Source organism: Chryseobacterium sp. JM1 (assembly GCF_000737715.1).
Taxonomy (GTDB): domain Bacteria; phylum Bacteroidota; class Bacteroidia; order Flavobacteriales; family Weeksellaceae; genus Chryseobacterium.
Genome location: NZ_JPRN01000011.1, coordinates 189497 through 204775 on the forward strand (window position 1 = coordinate 189497; position 15279 = coordinate 204775).

Sequence of the window (15279 nt, forward strand, 5' to 3'; positions counted from 1 at the left end):
TTATAAAAAACCTTCCGGATTTCCGGAAGGTTTTTTTATTTTTGAACTATGAATATAGAACAGTTTTATCCTTTATTTTTAAAGTCAGATAAAGTAACGATCGACAGCAGAAAAGTCGGGAAGAATGATATTTTCTTTGCCTTTTCAGGTGATAATTTCAATGCGGCAACCTTAGCAGAAAAAGCAGCTGACGATGGTGCTTTGGCCTCTATCGTGGAGCAGCCGGAATTTGAAAATAAAGACCGAAACATTTTCTATGTTCCGTCTACCCTGGAATTTCTCCAGCAGCTTGCCATTTATCACAGAAATCAGCTGGATATTCCGATCATTGGGCTTACGGGTAGCAACGGGAAGACAACCACTAAAGAAATCATTCATGCTGTACTATCAGAGAAATTCAATGTGCAGTATACCTATGGAAATTTAAATAATCACATCGGAGTTCCGCTGACGATTCTTTCCATTAAACCGGAACATGAAATGGCCGTTATCGAAATGGGAGCCAATCATCAGAAAGAAATAGAGCTTCTGTGTACCATTTCCCAACTGGACTTTGGATATATTACTAACTTTGGAAAGGCCCATCTGGAAGGTTTTGGAGGATTTGAAGGTGTGATTAAAGGGAAATCTGAGCTTTATGATTATCTGAAAACGAACGGACGAACTATTGTCGTGAATGAGAATGATCCCATTCAGGCAGAAAAAACTCAAAATTATACCCCAAAAATCACTTTCGGAAAAGAAACTTCGGATTATCAGTTCGGATTGTTTTCAGAAGAACATTTTGTAGGACTGGAATTTCAGGGAGTAAAAGCAGTGTCAAAACTGACCGGAGAATATAATTTTACCAATCTGTGTGCGGCGGCCAGCCTTGGCCTTCATTTCGGAATCAGCTTTGAAAAAATAAAGCATGCCGTAGAAAACTACATACCAACGAACATGCGTTCGCAGGTAGTGAAAAAAGAGGGAAGAACGCTGGTACTCGATACTTATAATGCCAATCCAAGCTCTATGACGGCTTCTCTGCATAACTTTATTACATTCGAAGGCAGTAAGACCATCATTATCGGAGATATGCTTGAATTGGGGACAGAGAGTGAGAAAGAGCATCAGAACATTTTAAAACTTGCTCAGGAATTGGCCTTTGACCAGATTATTACCGTAGGAAAATATTTTAAAACCGTCAATCCTTCAGCATTGTCTTTTGACAATACTGCAGAACTGATAGAATACCTTCAGCAGAATACCATTCAGTCTGAAAATATCCTGTTAAAAGGGTCAAGAGGAATTGCTCTTGAAAAATCGATAGACTTTATTTAAGCTTCAGATTCCAGAAATCTTTTACAATAAGTTTGATATTCTGAAAAGTGCTTGGGAAAACTTCATCCTCTATCTGAGTGGTGTTTTTCCAGGCTACTTCAGTAATGCCTTCTTCGATTTGTGGCTTCGAGGTATCTTCACCATTGAAGTTCATTTCAAACCAATGCGTGCATTTAAGGATCTTTTCTCCGTTTCTTTCGATATAGATGTGATAAGTCGTATTGATGAATTGTAACAGCTCTACGTCTTTGAGACCGGTTTCCTCTTCAATCTCTCTTACGGCAGATTCCTCGCGGGATTCCCCTTTTTCCATCTTACCTTTCGGAAGATCCCATTTGCCTAAACGTTTAATGAAAAGCAGCTCTCCCTGAGGATTGCTCACAAGGCCTCCCGCAGCTTCTATGATTCTGAAAAGCTTTTGAAACTCTTTCCAGATCTCTTCAATATTCTCACCGAAAACATTCAGTTCTTTTACAGAAGTGTTTTCCAAAATATCCAATGCCATCTCTAAAGTTGTGAAACTTTCGTACCTAAGTTCTTTTTCAAGATGCTCGGGATGCTTAGACACCAATAATTTTTTTTCGTTCACAAAAACTTTATACATATATTTGTAAGAATTAAGAATTTAAATACAAAAATAAAAAATGAATTTAGAAGGACGAAAGATTATTGTCAATAAATCATCTAAAGAATTGTCTGAAATATTGAAATCGCCTGAAAACTATAAAGATTTTATGCCGGACGGTCTTCAGAAATTCGAAACAAGAGACAACGGATTCAAATTCGGTCTTCAGGGAATGCCTGAAATTGCTTTGAAAATAGATGAAGTGAACGAGCAGAAAGCTGTTTTGAAGTCAGCAAGCTCAAGTCTGGATTTTACACTGACAGCCGCTTTAAACGCTGTTAATGATACTCAGACCGAAGTTCAGATGCTTTTTGAAGGGAAGTTCAATCCTTTTATCAAAATGATGGTAGAAAAGCCGCTTCAAAACTTTATCAATACACTCACCGATAAGATCGAAGTTTACAAATAAATAGAAGTCCTGATTTTTCAGGACTTTTTTATTGCTGCACGAATACGGGTTTGAGAGTCGCAGAATTTGAGAGTGTAATGGTGTGAAACGTATTTATTGTCTGGTTTAAGCTAATGAGTTATCGTCTGATGTCTCATGTCTGAAATCTGATGTCTAAAATCTTGATTCTTGGATCTTGACTCTTGGTTCTCAAAAATCCACCATTGACCTTGTCTCCCGAAATCAACAGATTAAGCCCGAACTGTGATCTGCTGTGCTTCCGGTAGCAGAAGCCAGTACATTGATTTCATTATTAAGTCTTAAAACTCCCATAAAGGCAAATATCAGTGCTTCTTTAAAATCAATGATCTCTTTTTCCGGAATGATGATCGCAGACTCAGTTTTTTCTTTGATTTTTTCAATTAGGAAACTATTGTAAGTGCCTCCGCCGGTGAAGAGAATATTCTGTAAATTCTTTTGATTAATGATCCTTGAAATCTGATGAGCGACATGTTCTGTAAAAGTGGCCATGGCATCTGCTGTTTCCATGTTTTCCAATAAAGGAAAAATATGTTCATTACACCATTCGATACCTAATGATTTGGGATGGGACTGGCTGTAGAACTCAAGAGAATTAAGCTTTGTTAAAAGATCCTCATCAATCGCGCCTTTTCTCGCCAGATCACCATTTTCATCAAAATTTTTATTGAATTTTTGTGCAAGTCTGTTCAGGACAATATTAACCGGGGCAATATCAAATGCTATTCTTTTACCATCCTCTTTTAAGGAAATATTGGAAAATCCGCCTAAGTTGAGGCATGCATCGTATTCAGAAAAAAGAAATTCATCTCCGATAGGGACTAAAGGTGCGCCGTTTCCTCCCATCAGGACATCCTGACTTCTGAAATCGTAAATAACAGGAAGGGATGTTTCTATTTTGATGGCTCTTCCGTCTCCGATCTGGAGTGTAAATTTTTTCTGAGGCTGATGAAAAACCGTGTGCCCGTGAGATGCAATCAGATCGATCTGTTCAAGGTGGTTATTGTCAATGAATTCTCTGACCTTTTCGCCCAGATAAAAGCCATATTCCGAATGAAGCTCCAATAGTTCTTCCGAAGATAAATGGATCGAGTTCCTGAGCTTTTCTTCCCAGTTTTCAGGATAGGGAAGGGTTTCTGCCTTAAGGATCTGAAAATTCCAGCCGTTCTGTTTTTCAAAAGCGGCAAAACATATATCCAGACCGTCCAGACTGGTGCCGGACATGAGTCCAATAGCCTGAAACCTCATGTTATTGTGGTGTTTTCTTTTCTTCGAGTCTCTTTGTACTGAAATCTCCGGAATTATTGAAGAACTTGTATTCCGAGAAATCATCTTTAGCTGTCATCCCATTAGCGCCTACAAGAGTAGAGCCATCTTCCATGGTAACGTAAACTGTGTCTTTGGTATAGATTCTGTTTTTTCTCTGATCCCAGTAAATACTCTGCATCGCAAAACGCTGTCCTTCATTGGTCGTAATTCTTACATCACCTTTTGCTTCGTAGAATTTTTTATATTCAAAAATACGGGCATATTTGGCGGTGATTTTACCCGGTACTTTAGGTTTCTTTTTATCGAAAAATTCAATGTTGATCCCTTTTCTTGCCACTATATAAGGACTGTCGATCAGCTCGTATTTTTCGATGATCTTAGCTTTGGCTTTTAAGGAGATAAACCCTGAATCCCTTTGGATAATATTGGCATTATTGATGATCTGTGAAGGGAAGTTCTTGCTTTTGCTTCCATTGGCCCTCGTAAGGTCCTCTTCGCAGGATGTCAGTATAAAAAATATAGCACAACTAAAAAGGCATGCTATATTTTTATATGATATTTTTTTTGAAAAATCCATTTTAGTTGTAAAGAGTCTTTCTGAACCATCTGTCAGCAAAGTTGAAACCGACTCTCAGGTTGATATAATTCTGGTTGATCAGGTTATTATTAAGAGTTCCTCTCTTTCCTAATTCTACACCCAGTTCAAGACCGCTCATTCTGGTAATGCTGCTTGTTTTGAATGGAAGTAATACCCCTGCAGAGATTCCAAACTTATTGATGCTGTTTCCATCTAACTTAAGGTTTCCTCTTTCATAGAAGGCTCCATATCTGTAGATTACTCTTGAAAAATAATTTCTAAAGTTATTGTAGTTTGGTAAATACCATCCTCCGGCAGAGATTCTGTACGTATCCTGGAAATCAAAAGATTTTCCGAAGTAAGAAATATCTTCTCCTTTTTTATAGTCAACCTGTCCTGATACAAACCAGTGGTTTTCACTTCCGTAACCTACCCCTAATGAAGCCTGTAACGGAAGAAGGTTTTTAGAATTTGTACTTTTCTGCTCTATAATGGTTTCTAAAGATTTTACACTTTCTGCAGCATCACTGTATCTGTACGTGCTGTTGGTGTAATCAGTCGTCATATTACTGGTATTTCCAAATGTAGCAGTTGCACCAATGGTTAGCTTCTTGTCTGTACGCGTGTTCAGAGTCTGATAGCTACCTCCTAGGGTGAAGTTGAAGTTTTTGATGCTGTTTTTAGTCTCGTACCCGTTGATGTATTCCGTATTTTGAATTCTAAGTTCGTTCAGGTCATACAGGTTTCCAAAATAAAGATTGGCTCTCAAACCCACTGCAAAATTCTGATCAATTTTATAGGAAACAGCTGCCTGTGCAGTATTCAGAGTTCCGCTTCCTTTAAAACGGTTGGAGTACATGAGTCCGTCTGCTCCGGTTGCGTTATTGACAATATCGTAGCTTTTAGAGCTGTAAGGCTGATAGGAAATTCCCATTTTTACCTTTGGAGACAGGGGAAATGCCAGTGCAATATTAGAAAGATACGTAGAATGTTTGGTAGACTTCGTATCGTTGTAATTAGTTTTGAAATAATTGTTTTCGTTGGTAGCTTCCAGTCTGATACTTGTAAGCTCGAAATTAGAGTTATTCGCAGGGTTTGCGAAATTGAAGCTGCTTGTGAAATCACTGATATAAGCAGTAGAAATACCACCCATAGAGGCAGTTTCAATAGTATTATCATATTTTACATCTCCAATTCCATAAGTTGCATACGGAGAGTTACTTAGACTCTGTGCATTTAGGAAGTATCCAACTGATATGAATGATACCGCAAAGATTTTTTTCATTCTTTATTTTTAAAACAATGCGCAAATATCTTAAATATTAATGAATTGTAAAAATTATATGTGGTTAAAGTTTGTTAAGGGCCTGTCTTTAAAAGAAAAATGCAATTTTTTACAAATAAAAATAGCAATTCTATTATGCAGAAAAGACCATTCATATGCGGTGAATGGTCCTTTTTAAGTCTTAAATAAGTAAATTATTTTACCTGAAGCACAGATCTGCTGTGGCTGAAATTTTCAAAACTAAACTTTCCGTGGTATTTTCCCATTCCGGAAGTTCCCACCCCTCCAAACGGTAAGTAATGAGATCCTACATGAATAATCGTACTGTTGATTTCTGCATCACCGCTTGTTGTGCGGTTCATAACATCATCTGCAAATTCCTGATTTTCTGAAAAAACATATAAAGCCAACGGTTTAGGTCTGCTGTTTATTTCTTCCAGAGCTTCATTAATATCGCTATAGGTCAGTATCGGTAGGATAGGACCGAAAATTTCCTGTTGCATCACCTGATCATTCCACGTCACCTGATCCATAAGAGTCGCTTCAAAATGACGGGTTTCAAGATCATAGCTTCCACCGTAGATAACCTTTTCAGGAGCGGCTTCCAGATAACTTGCAAGATGTTTGATCTGATTCTGGTTCACAATTTTTCCTATTTTCCCCAATGATCCGTCGGTGTACGTAGTATGTAAATAAGCTTTAAATTTTTCGACAAAAAGATCCTTCACAGATTCATGAATGTAAATATAATCCGGAGCAACGCATGTTTGCCCGCAATTGATCCATTTTCCATAAGAAATTCTTGCCACAGCCTTATCCAGATCTGCATCATGATGAACAATCGTTGGTGATTTTCCTCCAAGTTCCAGCGTTAAAGGAATAAGTTGTTCAGCGGCAGCCTTCATGACAATTTTTCCAACATTTGGGCTTCCTGTAAAGAAAATATAATCAAAAGGGAGGCTTAGTAATAACGTGTTCTCCTCAATAGCTCCCTGAACTACCGCAACATAAGATTCTTCAAAAGATGCCTTTACAATATCTTCCAGAACTTTGGCCACGTGAGGCGTATTTTCTGAAGGTTTAATGATTGCCGTATTCCCTGCAATTAATGCGCCGATAAGAGGACTGAAGGTCAGCTGAACCGGGTAATTAAAAGGTCCTATGATATAGTTCACGCCATAAGGCTCATATATTATTTTGCTTACTACTTCAGCTCCGGATGGATGCGGTTTGGATTCTACCGGGGTGGGTTTTGCCCATTCGTCTATATTTTCAAGCAGATAATCGAGTTCGCTCATGACAATTTGAATTTCCACATATTCGGCTTCCTTTCTGCTTTTCCCTAAATCAATGTCCAAAGCCTCACAAAGAGCATCGGTATGACTGGAAAACACGTCACGGAATTTTCGCAGCTGTGCTTTTCTGAATTCAATATTTTTAGTCTGATTGGTTTTAAAAAAAGCCTTCTGTTGCTGGAATACTTCTCTTATTTTTTGTTCCGATTCTTGAGTCATTCTTTTATTATTTAATGATTAAAAGGGGTGTTGAAATAGTATCAATAAGTTAATTAAAATTGATGCAACAAATGTATTGCCAAAAATTATATTGTGCGCTATTTAAAATCTGATTTAGTCTAATTGGATTATTGATGTTTCCTATTGGGGATTTTAGAACCAAGAACCAAGAGTCAAGAATCAAGATTTTTAGACGTCAGATTTCAGACAATAATTCTTTAGCTTAATAACTAATAAGTAGCAACTAGCAACTAGCAACTAGCAACTAGCAACTAGCAACTAGCAACTAGCAACCAGCAGCCAAAATACGCCTACCTCCCGAAACTCTCCAACCCAAAAACTCTCCGACTCTCCAACCTGTAACTCTTCTGTTATATTAAATAGACTTAATCTTCTTAGTTGAGATAAGATTTTTTATCTTTGGAACATGAATTGGGAGAACATCGCCGGACAGGAAAATCTGAAAAAACTTCTTCAGGAAAGTATCACCGAAAACAGAGTGAGCCATGCACAGCTTTTTTTAGGAAAGGAGGGGTATGGAACTTTTCCGATGGTTTTAGCCTATGCTAAGGAGATTTTTAGAAGAGAAAATGAGCACGCAGCCTCAAAAGTGGAGCATTTGAACCATCTGGATCTGCATTTCAGTTTCCCCGTTTTTACCGATAACAAAAATTCGTTAAGCAAAAATAAATTCGAGGACTTCAGGGAAATGATCATGGCTTCTCCCTATGCGAGCTATGACGACTGGACTGCTTTTCTGGAATCTGAAAATAAGCAGCTTTTTATTTCCGCTGATGAAATAGATGACCAGAACCAGAAGTTTGCCCTGAAAAGTTTTGAAGGCGGAACCAAAATTCTTATCGTTTGGAGAGCCGATAAAATGAACGTTGCTGCAGCCAATAAATTTCTGAAGTTTTTAGAAGAACCACCTGCAAAAACCCTTATTCTTCTGACCGCTGAAACAGCCAACGACATTCTTCCGACTATTCTTTCCAGAACACAGATCGTGGAAGTTCCGAGACTTAATGATGAGGATCTGGAAAATTATCTTAAAAAGAATGCTTCGGTTTCTGCTGAAAAAATAAGAGAGATTGTTCACGAAGCGCAGGGCGATCTCAATGATGCTCTGAAAATTTTAAATTCCGGACACAAAAGTGACGAATTTGAAAAGCTTTTCATCCAGTGGGTACGTGATGCATTTATGGTAAAAAAGAAACCTCAGTTCCTTAAAAGTATCATCTTCTGGGCCAGAGAAATCGCAGGATGGAACAGGGAAAAACAGAAAAACTTCCTGAATTACTGCTCTGAAATCTTCAGGCTTGCCCTTCTTCAGAATTACCAGTCTGAAAATCTGGTCTATAAAAAGATAGATGCAGACGGCTTCAACTGGGCCGGCTTTTCAAAGTTTATAAGCGGTGCTAATATTGAAAGTATTTTAGAAGAAATCAATACTGCGGATCTTCACCTGACGCGAAACGGAAATCCTAAAATTGTCTGGACAGATCTCGGGATAAAATTATCGCGTTACATTCATAAAAATTCGTAGAAAATTCTCTATTTAATCTGAATTCAGTTGCCAGTTACTGGTTGCTGGTTTATTCGTTGCTGGTTGCCAGTAAATAAGCTAACGAATTATCGTCTGATGTCTCGTGTCTGACATCTGATATCTAAAATCTTACCTCTCAAAAATTCACTATCGACAATTTCTTATTAATATTACACTTGCTTCTAAAATAAAGACACTTACTAGGAAAACACCTACACTTATTTATTCATAGTACAGGGATATATTTTGTTTTAATAGCTTCATAGAACTATTAAAGAATTTCTAAGATTCAAACTAAAACCATTAAAACAAAATATATTATGAAAAAAACAAATATCCTTTTATGTTTGTTATTCCTGTCATCGGCTGCTTTTTCTGCTTCCGCACAAGTTTCTCTTGCCAATGTATGGACGGGCACTACGATACCGTCTACCACTGCTGCCAATGTAGGTGTTGGTACTACAGCTCCCGCTGCTAAAGTGGATATTATCAGTTCGGGACCTCTTCCGGCTTTGAAGATTAAAAATGTAGTGTCACTGTTTGGTAATAATGCTACAAATATTTCAGAAGTTTATACTCAAACAGGAAACGTGATCCCAGCTATGGATCCAATAATAATCAACTGGTTGGGAAGTAATGGTGTTTTCGGACTTCGGTCTTTGTCCAATACAGCTAATGAAAGCAGGATGATGTACAATGACAATCTGGGTAACCTGAAATCTTCAAATCTTACCATGTATTCAAGTCCTACATTTGGAAATGGGACCAGTATTAACTCTATACGAGGCATAGCCTATTTAAGCTTTCTGAATGGTGGTAACGGCAGTACCTCCGGGTTTGGTACAGTTTCAGGCGGTGCCAATGGAATTTATATGGCCAGATTGGGTGTGGGGGTTGATGCATCATCTACTTATGACTTGGATGTTTTTTATGGGTCAGTCAGAGCGCAGGCATTTGTTTTAAGTTCAGATAAAAAATTAAAGGATAATATTATGCCTTTAAAAGATCTTTCTTCCAAGTTGCTTAATATCAAGCCTTACTCTTATACTTTTAAGTCTAAGGAAGGAAATACAGACAAAAGAGCAGATAATGATAAACTGCACTTCGGTTTTATAGCCCAGGAAGTGGAAAAAGAATTCCCGAATCTGGTTACGATTGATGAAAAAGGAAACTATGCCCTTAATTATATAGAATTCATTCCTCTATTGCTGAATGAACTTAAAGAGCAGAAAAGCGAAATCAAAGACCTTAAAGAAAGAATGGCCGCACTGGAAGTGAAGATCAACGGAGTTTCTGAAACAAAGAAAACGGTATCCGATAAACCAAGCTTTTCTTCATTTTCCCTGGAGCAGAATGTTCCAAATCCTTTTAACCAGGAAACGGTCATCCGGTTTAATGCTGCCGGAGAAAATGTATCCATCCTGGTGTATGATATGGGTGGGAGACAGCTGCAATCTATTCCTGTAAAAAGAGGTGAAAAGCAGACCAGCATCTCAGCCCGCACACTCACGCCCGGGACGTATATCTACAATCTTCAGGCTGACGGAAAATTAATTGATTCAAAAAAAATGATTGTTACCCACTAAAGATCCTGTTTTCAAGACAGAAGATCCGGCATGTCAGCCGGATTTTTTTATGGAGTCATCTGAATAATCTGTGTTCTCTGTCTGTTTTCGGGTAAATTAAGTTATCAGAATAGACTCATTTTGAAAGGAATATAAATAATTTTCACATAGTATCCAAATTTGTTAGGCTTTAACTGTATTAATTTTCAGCGATTTATATTAGCTAATATTAAAAGAACATTAAAAAATCAATCAATCGTTTGATTTTATGAAAATCTTGTGTACATTTGCACCCTGAAAAATAGAATGACTATGGTTTCAAAAGAAGAAAATATACTATTTGCCGCTGAGAAGCTTTTCGCTGAAAAAGGTTTTGAAGGAACTTCCACGAGGGAAATCTCCAAGGCAGCGAATGTAAATATCTCTATGATTTCCTACTATTTCGGATCCAAGGAAAAACTGTATGAGAAATTGGTTGAATACAGAATGAATGAAGGACAGTTCTTCGCCAAAGATATTCTGGAAAGAACGGATATCAACGATTGGCAGAAGATAGAGAAAGTCGTAGACCAGTTTTCCGGAAGAGTAAGACATCACAAATGTTTTTACAGAATTATGCAGCGGGAGCAGCTTTATACACAAAACCCACAGATCGTGGAATTTCTTAAGCAGACCAAGATGGGCTTTATTTCCATGTATTCGCAGGTTTTGGAAAGCGGGCTTAAAAAAGGAATTTTCACCAAAAATCCTCCCATCTATTTACTTCACGCTACGGTAAGTGGAACTTTATTTTATGCATCCAATGCTAAGGAAATGTACAAAGAATTCCTTAATGACCCAGATGACGATGAAGTTTTTGATGAAAAATATTACACAGAACTTAATAAACATATAAAATATTTACTAAAAGACCTTTTAGGTTATGAAGAGAATAAATAACTCGGTGTTCGCATTATCCCTGTTTATGGGAATTGCAGCCATTAATGCTCAGGAGAAAAAACAGCTCACTCTCGACGAAGCCGTGCAGCTGGGAATCCAGAACAGTAAAAACCTTAAGATTGATGCCGCCAAGATTGAAGAGGCTACAGCAGATCTTTTGGAAGCCAAAAACAGACAGCTTCCGGAACTGAAAGTGTCGGGAAGTTATATGTACCTTCCTATCAAGCCCACTATTGATCTAAAGATTGGCGGTGGTTCGGGTGCAGCAGGAGCAAGTCCGGATGTACATCAGGTGGCTTACGGAACGGTTAATTTAAGTGTTCCGATCTACAGTGGCGGAAGAATTAAATACGGGATCCAGTCTGCGAAATATCTGGTGGAAGCTTCAAAACTGAGCACTGAGAATGATAAAATAGCGATTGCTTACAACGTGGCTCAGGCTTACAATAATTTATTTAAAGCCAATCAGTCCATCAAAGTTTTAGAAGAAAACCTTACGGCTTCTCAAAAAAGGGATGAGACTTTTCTTAAACTGGAAAACAACGGAGTCATCGCAAGAAACGACCGTTTAAAAGCCAATCTTCAGACTTCAAATATCGAGCTGCAATTGTTGGAAGCCAAAAATAACTACAATATTGCCAATATCAATATGGATTTGTTGCTAGGGATTCCTGAAACTACAGAAATTGAAGTGGACCAGAATTATATCGATGAAGGTTCCGAAGTAAAAGCCGTTGATTATTACGTCAATGAAGCCAGAGAAAACCGTAAAGACTTACAGGCTTTAGCTCAGCAGAGAAAAGCGGCCGAGCTTGGTTCAAAATCAGCAAAAGCTGAAAATCTTCCTTCAATAGCATTTACCGGAGGATATGTAGCGGCAGATGTTCCAAAAGTTCTTACCGTATACAATGCCGTTAATGTTGGGATAGGAATTTCTTACAATTTATCCAATATCTGGAAAGAAAATTCTTCACTGAGACAGTCTCAGGCGAGAGAAAAGCAGCTAGCTGCAACGGATGAGTTATTGAATGACAATATTAAGCTTGACGTGAACAGAGAATATCAGAATACAGATTACTCCAAAAAGAGAATCTCCGTATATGAAAAAGCTGCTGAACAGGCTAATGAAAACTACAGAATCACAAAAAATAAATATGACAACGGTTTGGCAACCATGACCGAACTTTTGGATGCGGATGCCGCTCAGATAGCATCAAATGTAGGGGTTATCAATGCAAAAGCAGATGCAGCACTGGCTTACAGAAAACTATTACAAACTACAGGAACTTTAACATTTAAATAAAGATTAAGACCAAAAATGGAAAATAATAATACACCAGCAATTGAACCTAAAAAGAAAAAAAGTTTAGTTTTCCCAATTATTTTAGCGGTTGTCGTTGTGGTAGGAGGGATTTACGGATACAGAACTTATTCTTACGGACAGATTCATGAAGAAACTGACGATGCTCAGATTGCTTCCAACATGAGCCCTGTAATCTCTAAAGTTTCAGGATATGTAACGCAGGTAAAAGTAAAAGATAATCAGTTTGTAAAGAAAGGGGATACTTTGGTGATCCTGGACAACAGAGACCAGAAAATGGCTTTGGTACAGGCTGAAGCAGCATTAACGACTGCGAAAAGCAATATTTCAAACGCACAGGCTACTACTACAGCAACGTCTAAAAGTATCAATACTTCAGAAGCAGCGGTAACAACGGCCAATGCTCAGATAGAAGCAGCAAAGGTAAATGTTTGGAAAACCAATCAGGATCTGAAAAGATATTCTGTTCTGGTAAAAGATCACTCGATTACAGAACAGCAATATGAGCAGGCTTTGGCAGCAAAACAATCTGCAGACAGACAGCTTCAGGTTTTGGTTGATCAGAGAAACCAGATCGCTCAGCAAACGAATGTAGCATCTTCTCAGACCGCTGCAAGTTCTCAGCAGATCAGCGTGGCAGGTTCAGTGGCTAAGCAGAGAGAAGTAGATGTGGAAAATGCAAGACTGAATCTTTCTTACACCATTATCCTGGCTCCGGAAGACGGATTTGTAGGAAAAGTTCCGATCCAGGCAGGACAGTATTTACAGGCGGGATCTCAGTTATTCAGCTTAGTGAAAAACGACCAGAAATGGGTAGTAGCCAACTTTAAAGAAACTCAGGTTGATAAAATGGTAGAAGGTCAGAAAGTGAAAATCGAGATCGATGCTTTCCCGGATACAGAATTTGACGGAGTGGTAAGTTCATTCTCTCCGGCTACAGGTTCTACGTTCTCTATTCTTCCTCCGGATAACGCGAGTGGTAACTTCGTAAAAGTAGTACAAAGACTTCCTGTGAAGATAGACTTTGTAAAACTGGACCCGAATATTGCTAAGAAGCTTAGAACGGGAATGAACGTGAAAGCAGAGGTTTCGCTTAAATAATATTAAAACTGTGAAATAAGTGAATTGTCAATTTTGCTGATGCAAGTCAGTTGCTGAGGATAACATGAAATTGAAAATTGACAAACGAAGTTGATTACCCATTGACAATTCACCTTTTTACATCGTAAAAAACTATGCAAGATTCATTAGTAGAATACGGAGCCCGAAGAGTGATCATTACGATCACAGCTATTCTTTGTGCTTTGCTGGAAATTGTGGATTCCACGATTGTGAACGTTGCCCTGAACGAGATGAAAGGTAACCTGGGATCTACCCTTTCCGAAGTGGGTTGGGTGATTACAGCTTATGCCATTGGTAACGTGATTATCGTACCCATGACAAGCTGGCTTTCCCAACAGTTCGGACGACGAAATTACTTTGCAGCCTCTATTATTATTTTTACCGTATTCTCTTTTTTATGCGGTAATGCAGATAATATCTGGGAACTGGTATTTTTCAGACTCTGTCAGGGGATTGGAGGTGGAGCCTTACTGGTAACCTCACAGACCATCATTACGGAATCGTATCCCGTTGAAAAAAGAAGTATGGCTCAGGCTATTTATGGGTTGGGAGTCATTATCGGTCCTACATTGGGGCCGCCATTAGGAGGATATATCGTAGATAATTTTAGCTGGCCTTATATTTTCTATATCAACATTCCTATCGGAATTGCGGCCACTTTAATGACCTTACAGTTTATAAAGAGCCCGAAATACGCTGAGAGACGTAAAGCTTCAGATGTAGACTGGTTAGGAATCGCTTTATTGGCTGTTACAGTAGGTTCATTACAGTATATCTTGGAAAGAGGACATGAAGAAGACTGGTTTGCGAGTGGATGGATCGTTCTGTTTACCGTATCAGCAGTTTTAGGATTTATATTATTCCTCTGGAGGGAACTTACTTTCAAGTATCCGATTGTAGAGCTGCGGGTTTTGAAAAACAGTAATTTAAGGATTGGAACCGTCATGTCCTTTGTATTAGGATTTGGTTTATATGGTTCTACGTTTATCGTTCCGTTGTATACCCAGAGTATATTAGGGTGGACGGCCTTAGAATCCGGAGCATTAATGATTCCAGCGGCATTAACAACCGCTTTCATGATGCCTATTATTGGTAGGTTACTTTCAAAAGGAGTAAAACAGCAGATCTTGGTATCTTTGGGATTATTTACCTTCTTCGTTTACAGTTTCTGGGGATATAAAATTCTGACTCCGGACACCGGTAAAGATGCATTCTTCTGGATGTTGATGGTAAGAGGAGCCGGATTAGGATTATTGTTTATTCCGATCACTTCATTATCATTAAGTACATTGAAAGGTCAGGAAATTGGTCAGGGAGCAGCATTTACAGGGATGATGAGACAGTTGGGAGGATCTTTCGGGATCGCCGCGATCACAACATTTATCGCCAATGCAAGCCAGAAGTACAGGGTCAATCTGATTTCTCATTTAGACTCTAATGATTTTGATGTCCAGCAGAGATTGAATGGATTAAAAGCAAGCTTTATGGCGAAAGGGATGACTCCCGATGGAGCCATGAACGCCGCTTATAAAATGATGGATATGACGGTCACCAAACAGGCAACAGTACTGTCATACATGGATGTTTTCCTTTATTTAGGAATTGCCTTCTTAATTTGTATTCCGTTCATCTTATTGGTAAAAGAACGAAAGAGCAAAGAAAAAATAGATTTAAGTGAAGCGATGCACTAAATCAGTTGAAATACAAAACCTCCGGAACTTCCGGAGGTTTTTTTATTGATTTTTTTATTGAAAGAATATGATTCAACT

Annotated in this window: 13 protein-coding genes; 8 read left to right on the forward strand and 5 right to left on the reverse strand. The window is 38.3% G+C overall.

Annotated elements, in window-relative coordinates:
• Positions 1-48: 48 nt before the first annotated feature.
• Positions 49-1320 (forward strand): UDP-N-acetylmuramoyl-tripeptide--D-alanyl-D-alanine ligase, encoded by a 1272-nt coding sequence (locus tag IW22_RS17695; protein WP_034728998.1) that lies wholly within the window; start codon positions 49-51, stop codon positions 1318-1320.
• Here the strand turns inward: IW22_RS17695 and IW22_RS17700 are convergent.
• Positions 1313-1924 (reverse strand): NUDIX hydrolase, encoded by a 612-nt coding sequence (locus IW22_RS17700; protein WP_034729000.1) that lies wholly within the window; start codon positions 1922-1924, stop codon positions 1313-1315. The two genes, IW22_RS17695 and IW22_RS17700, sit on opposite strands and share 8 nt — an antisense overlap.
• Before the next feature lie 40 nt (positions 1925-1964).
• Here IW22_RS17700 and IW22_RS17705 point away from each other — a divergent pair, with 40 nt between their 5' ends.
• The gene (locus IW22_RS17705; RefSeq protein ID WP_034729003.1) at positions 1965-2354 is read left to right on the forward strand and encodes a hypothetical protein; all 390 of its coding nucleotides are present in this window, start codon (positions 1965-1967) and stop codon (positions 2352-2354) included.
• 222 nt (positions 2355-2576) lie between these two features.
• On the opposite strand, the gene IW22_RS17710 is transcribed toward IW22_RS17705, so the two are convergent.
• From IW22_RS17710 to mdlD, 4 genes are all read right to left on the reverse strand, one after another.
• On the reverse strand, positions 2577-3620 hold the full coding sequence (locus tag IW22_RS17710) for an anhydro-N-acetylmuramic acid kinase (protein WP_034729005.1): 1044 nt from the start codon (positions 3618-3620) through the stop codon (positions 2577-2579).
• Between the two features lies 1 nt (position 3621).
• Positions 3622-4218, reverse strand: coding sequence for an LPS export ABC transporter periplasmic protein LptC (lptC, locus tag IW22_RS17715; RefSeq protein ID WP_034729007.1), 597 nt, complete (start codon positions 4216-4218; stop codon positions 3622-3624).
• A 1-nt stretch (position 4219) separates the two neighbouring features.
• Positions 4220-5503, reverse strand: a complete 1284-nt coding sequence (locus tag IW22_RS17720; protein ID WP_034729009.1) for a membrane protein — start codon at positions 5501-5503, stop codon at positions 4220-4222.
• Between the two features lie 194 nt (positions 5504-5697).
• Positions 5698-7017: an NAD(P)-dependent benzaldehyde dehydrogenase MdlD gene (gene mdlD, locus IW22_RS17725; RefSeq protein WP_034729011.1), complete on the reverse strand. Its 1320-nt coding sequence runs from the start codon at positions 7015-7017 to the stop codon at positions 5698-5700.
• 427 nt (positions 7018-7444) lie between these two features.
• On the opposite strand from mdlD, the gene IW22_RS17730 reads away from it, so the two are divergent.
• The 6 genes from IW22_RS17730 (at position 7445) to IW22_RS17755 (ending at position 15201) form a co-directional block, all read left to right on the forward strand.
• The gene (locus IW22_RS17730) at positions 7445-8563 is read left to right on the forward strand and encodes an ATP-binding protein (RefSeq protein WP_034729014.1); all 1119 of its coding nucleotides are present in this window, start codon (positions 7445-7447) and stop codon (positions 8561-8563) included.
• A gap of 320 nt (positions 8564-8883) precedes the next feature.
• Positions 8884-10149 (forward strand): tail fiber domain-containing protein, encoded by a 1266-nt coding sequence (locus tag IW22_RS17735; protein WP_034729016.1) that lies wholly within the window; start codon positions 8884-8886, stop codon positions 10147-10149.
• 291 nt (positions 10150-10440) lie between these two features.
• The gene (locus IW22_RS17740) at positions 10441-11067 is read left to right on the forward strand and encodes a TetR/AcrR family transcriptional regulator (RefSeq protein ID WP_034729018.1); all 627 of its coding nucleotides are present in this window, start codon (positions 10441-10443) and stop codon (positions 11065-11067) included.
• The gene (locus IW22_RS17745) at positions 11051-12370 is read left to right on the forward strand and encodes a TolC family protein (protein WP_034729021.1); all 1320 of its coding nucleotides are present in this window, start codon (positions 11051-11053) and stop codon (positions 12368-12370) included. The genes IW22_RS17740 and IW22_RS17745 overlap by 17 nt, the downstream gene beginning before the upstream one ends.
• Before the next feature lie 15 nt (positions 12371-12385).
• Complete coding sequence (locus tag IW22_RS17750) at positions 12386-13489, forward strand: HlyD family secretion protein (protein WP_034729023.1); 1104 nt, start codon at positions 12386-12388, stop codon at positions 13487-13489.
• Between the two features lie 134 nt (positions 13490-13623).
• The gene (locus IW22_RS17755) at positions 13624-15201 is read left to right on the forward strand and encodes a DHA2 family efflux MFS transporter permease subunit (protein ID WP_034729026.1); all 1578 of its coding nucleotides are present in this window, start codon (positions 13624-13626) and stop codon (positions 15199-15201) included.
• Positions 15202-15279: the final 78 nt, after the last annotated feature.

Excerpts from the sequence above, each read along its gene's own strand:
- lptC (WP_034729007.1), bottom strand. The coding sequence starts at position 4,218 with ATGGATTTTTCAAAAAAAATATCATATAAAAATATAGCATGCCTTTTT.
- IW22_RS17755 (WP_034729026.1), top strand. The coding sequence starts at position 13,624 with ATGCAAGATTCATTAGTAGAATACGGAGCCCGAAGAGTGATCATTACG.
- IW22_RS17695 (WP_034728998.1), top strand. The coding sequence starts at position 49 with ATGAATATAGAACAGTTTTATCCTTTATTTTTAAAGTCAGATAAAGTA.
- mdlD (WP_034729011.1), bottom strand. The coding sequence starts at position 7,017 with ATGACTCAAGAATCGGAACAAAAAATAAGAGAAGTATTCCAGCAACAG.
- IW22_RS17700 (WP_034729000.1), bottom strand. The coding sequence starts at position 1,924 with ATGTATAAAGTTTTTGTGAACGAAAAAAAATTATTGGTGTCTAAGCAT.
- IW22_RS17745 (WP_034729021.1), top strand. The coding sequence starts at position 11,051 with ATGAAGAGAATAAATAACTCGGTGTTCGCATTATCCCTGTTTATGGGA.
- IW22_RS17710 (WP_034729005.1), bottom strand. The coding sequence starts at position 3,620 with ATGAGGTTTCAGGCTATTGGACTCATGTCCGGCACCAGTCTGGACGGT.
- IW22_RS17720 (WP_034729009.1), bottom strand. The coding sequence starts at position 5,503 with ATGAAAAAAATCTTTGCGGTATCATTCATATCAGTTGGATACTTCCTA.
- IW22_RS17730 (WP_034729014.1), top strand. The coding sequence starts at position 7,445 with ATGAATTGGGAGAACATCGCCGGACAGGAAAATCTGAAAAAACTTCTT.
- IW22_RS17750 (WP_034729023.1), top strand. The coding sequence starts at position 12,386 with ATGGAAAATAATAATACACCAGCAATTGAACCTAAAAAGAAAAAAAGT.
- IW22_RS17705 (WP_034729003.1), top strand. The coding sequence starts at position 1,965 with ATGAATTTAGAAGGACGAAAGATTATTGTCAATAAATCATCTAAAGAA.
- IW22_RS17740 (WP_034729018.1), top strand. The coding sequence starts at position 10,441 with ATGGTTTCAAAAGAAGAAAATATACTATTTGCCGCTGAGAAGCTTTTC.
- IW22_RS17735 (WP_034729016.1), top strand. The coding sequence starts at position 8,884 with ATGAAAAAAACAAATATCCTTTTATGTTTGTTATTCCTGTCATCGGCT.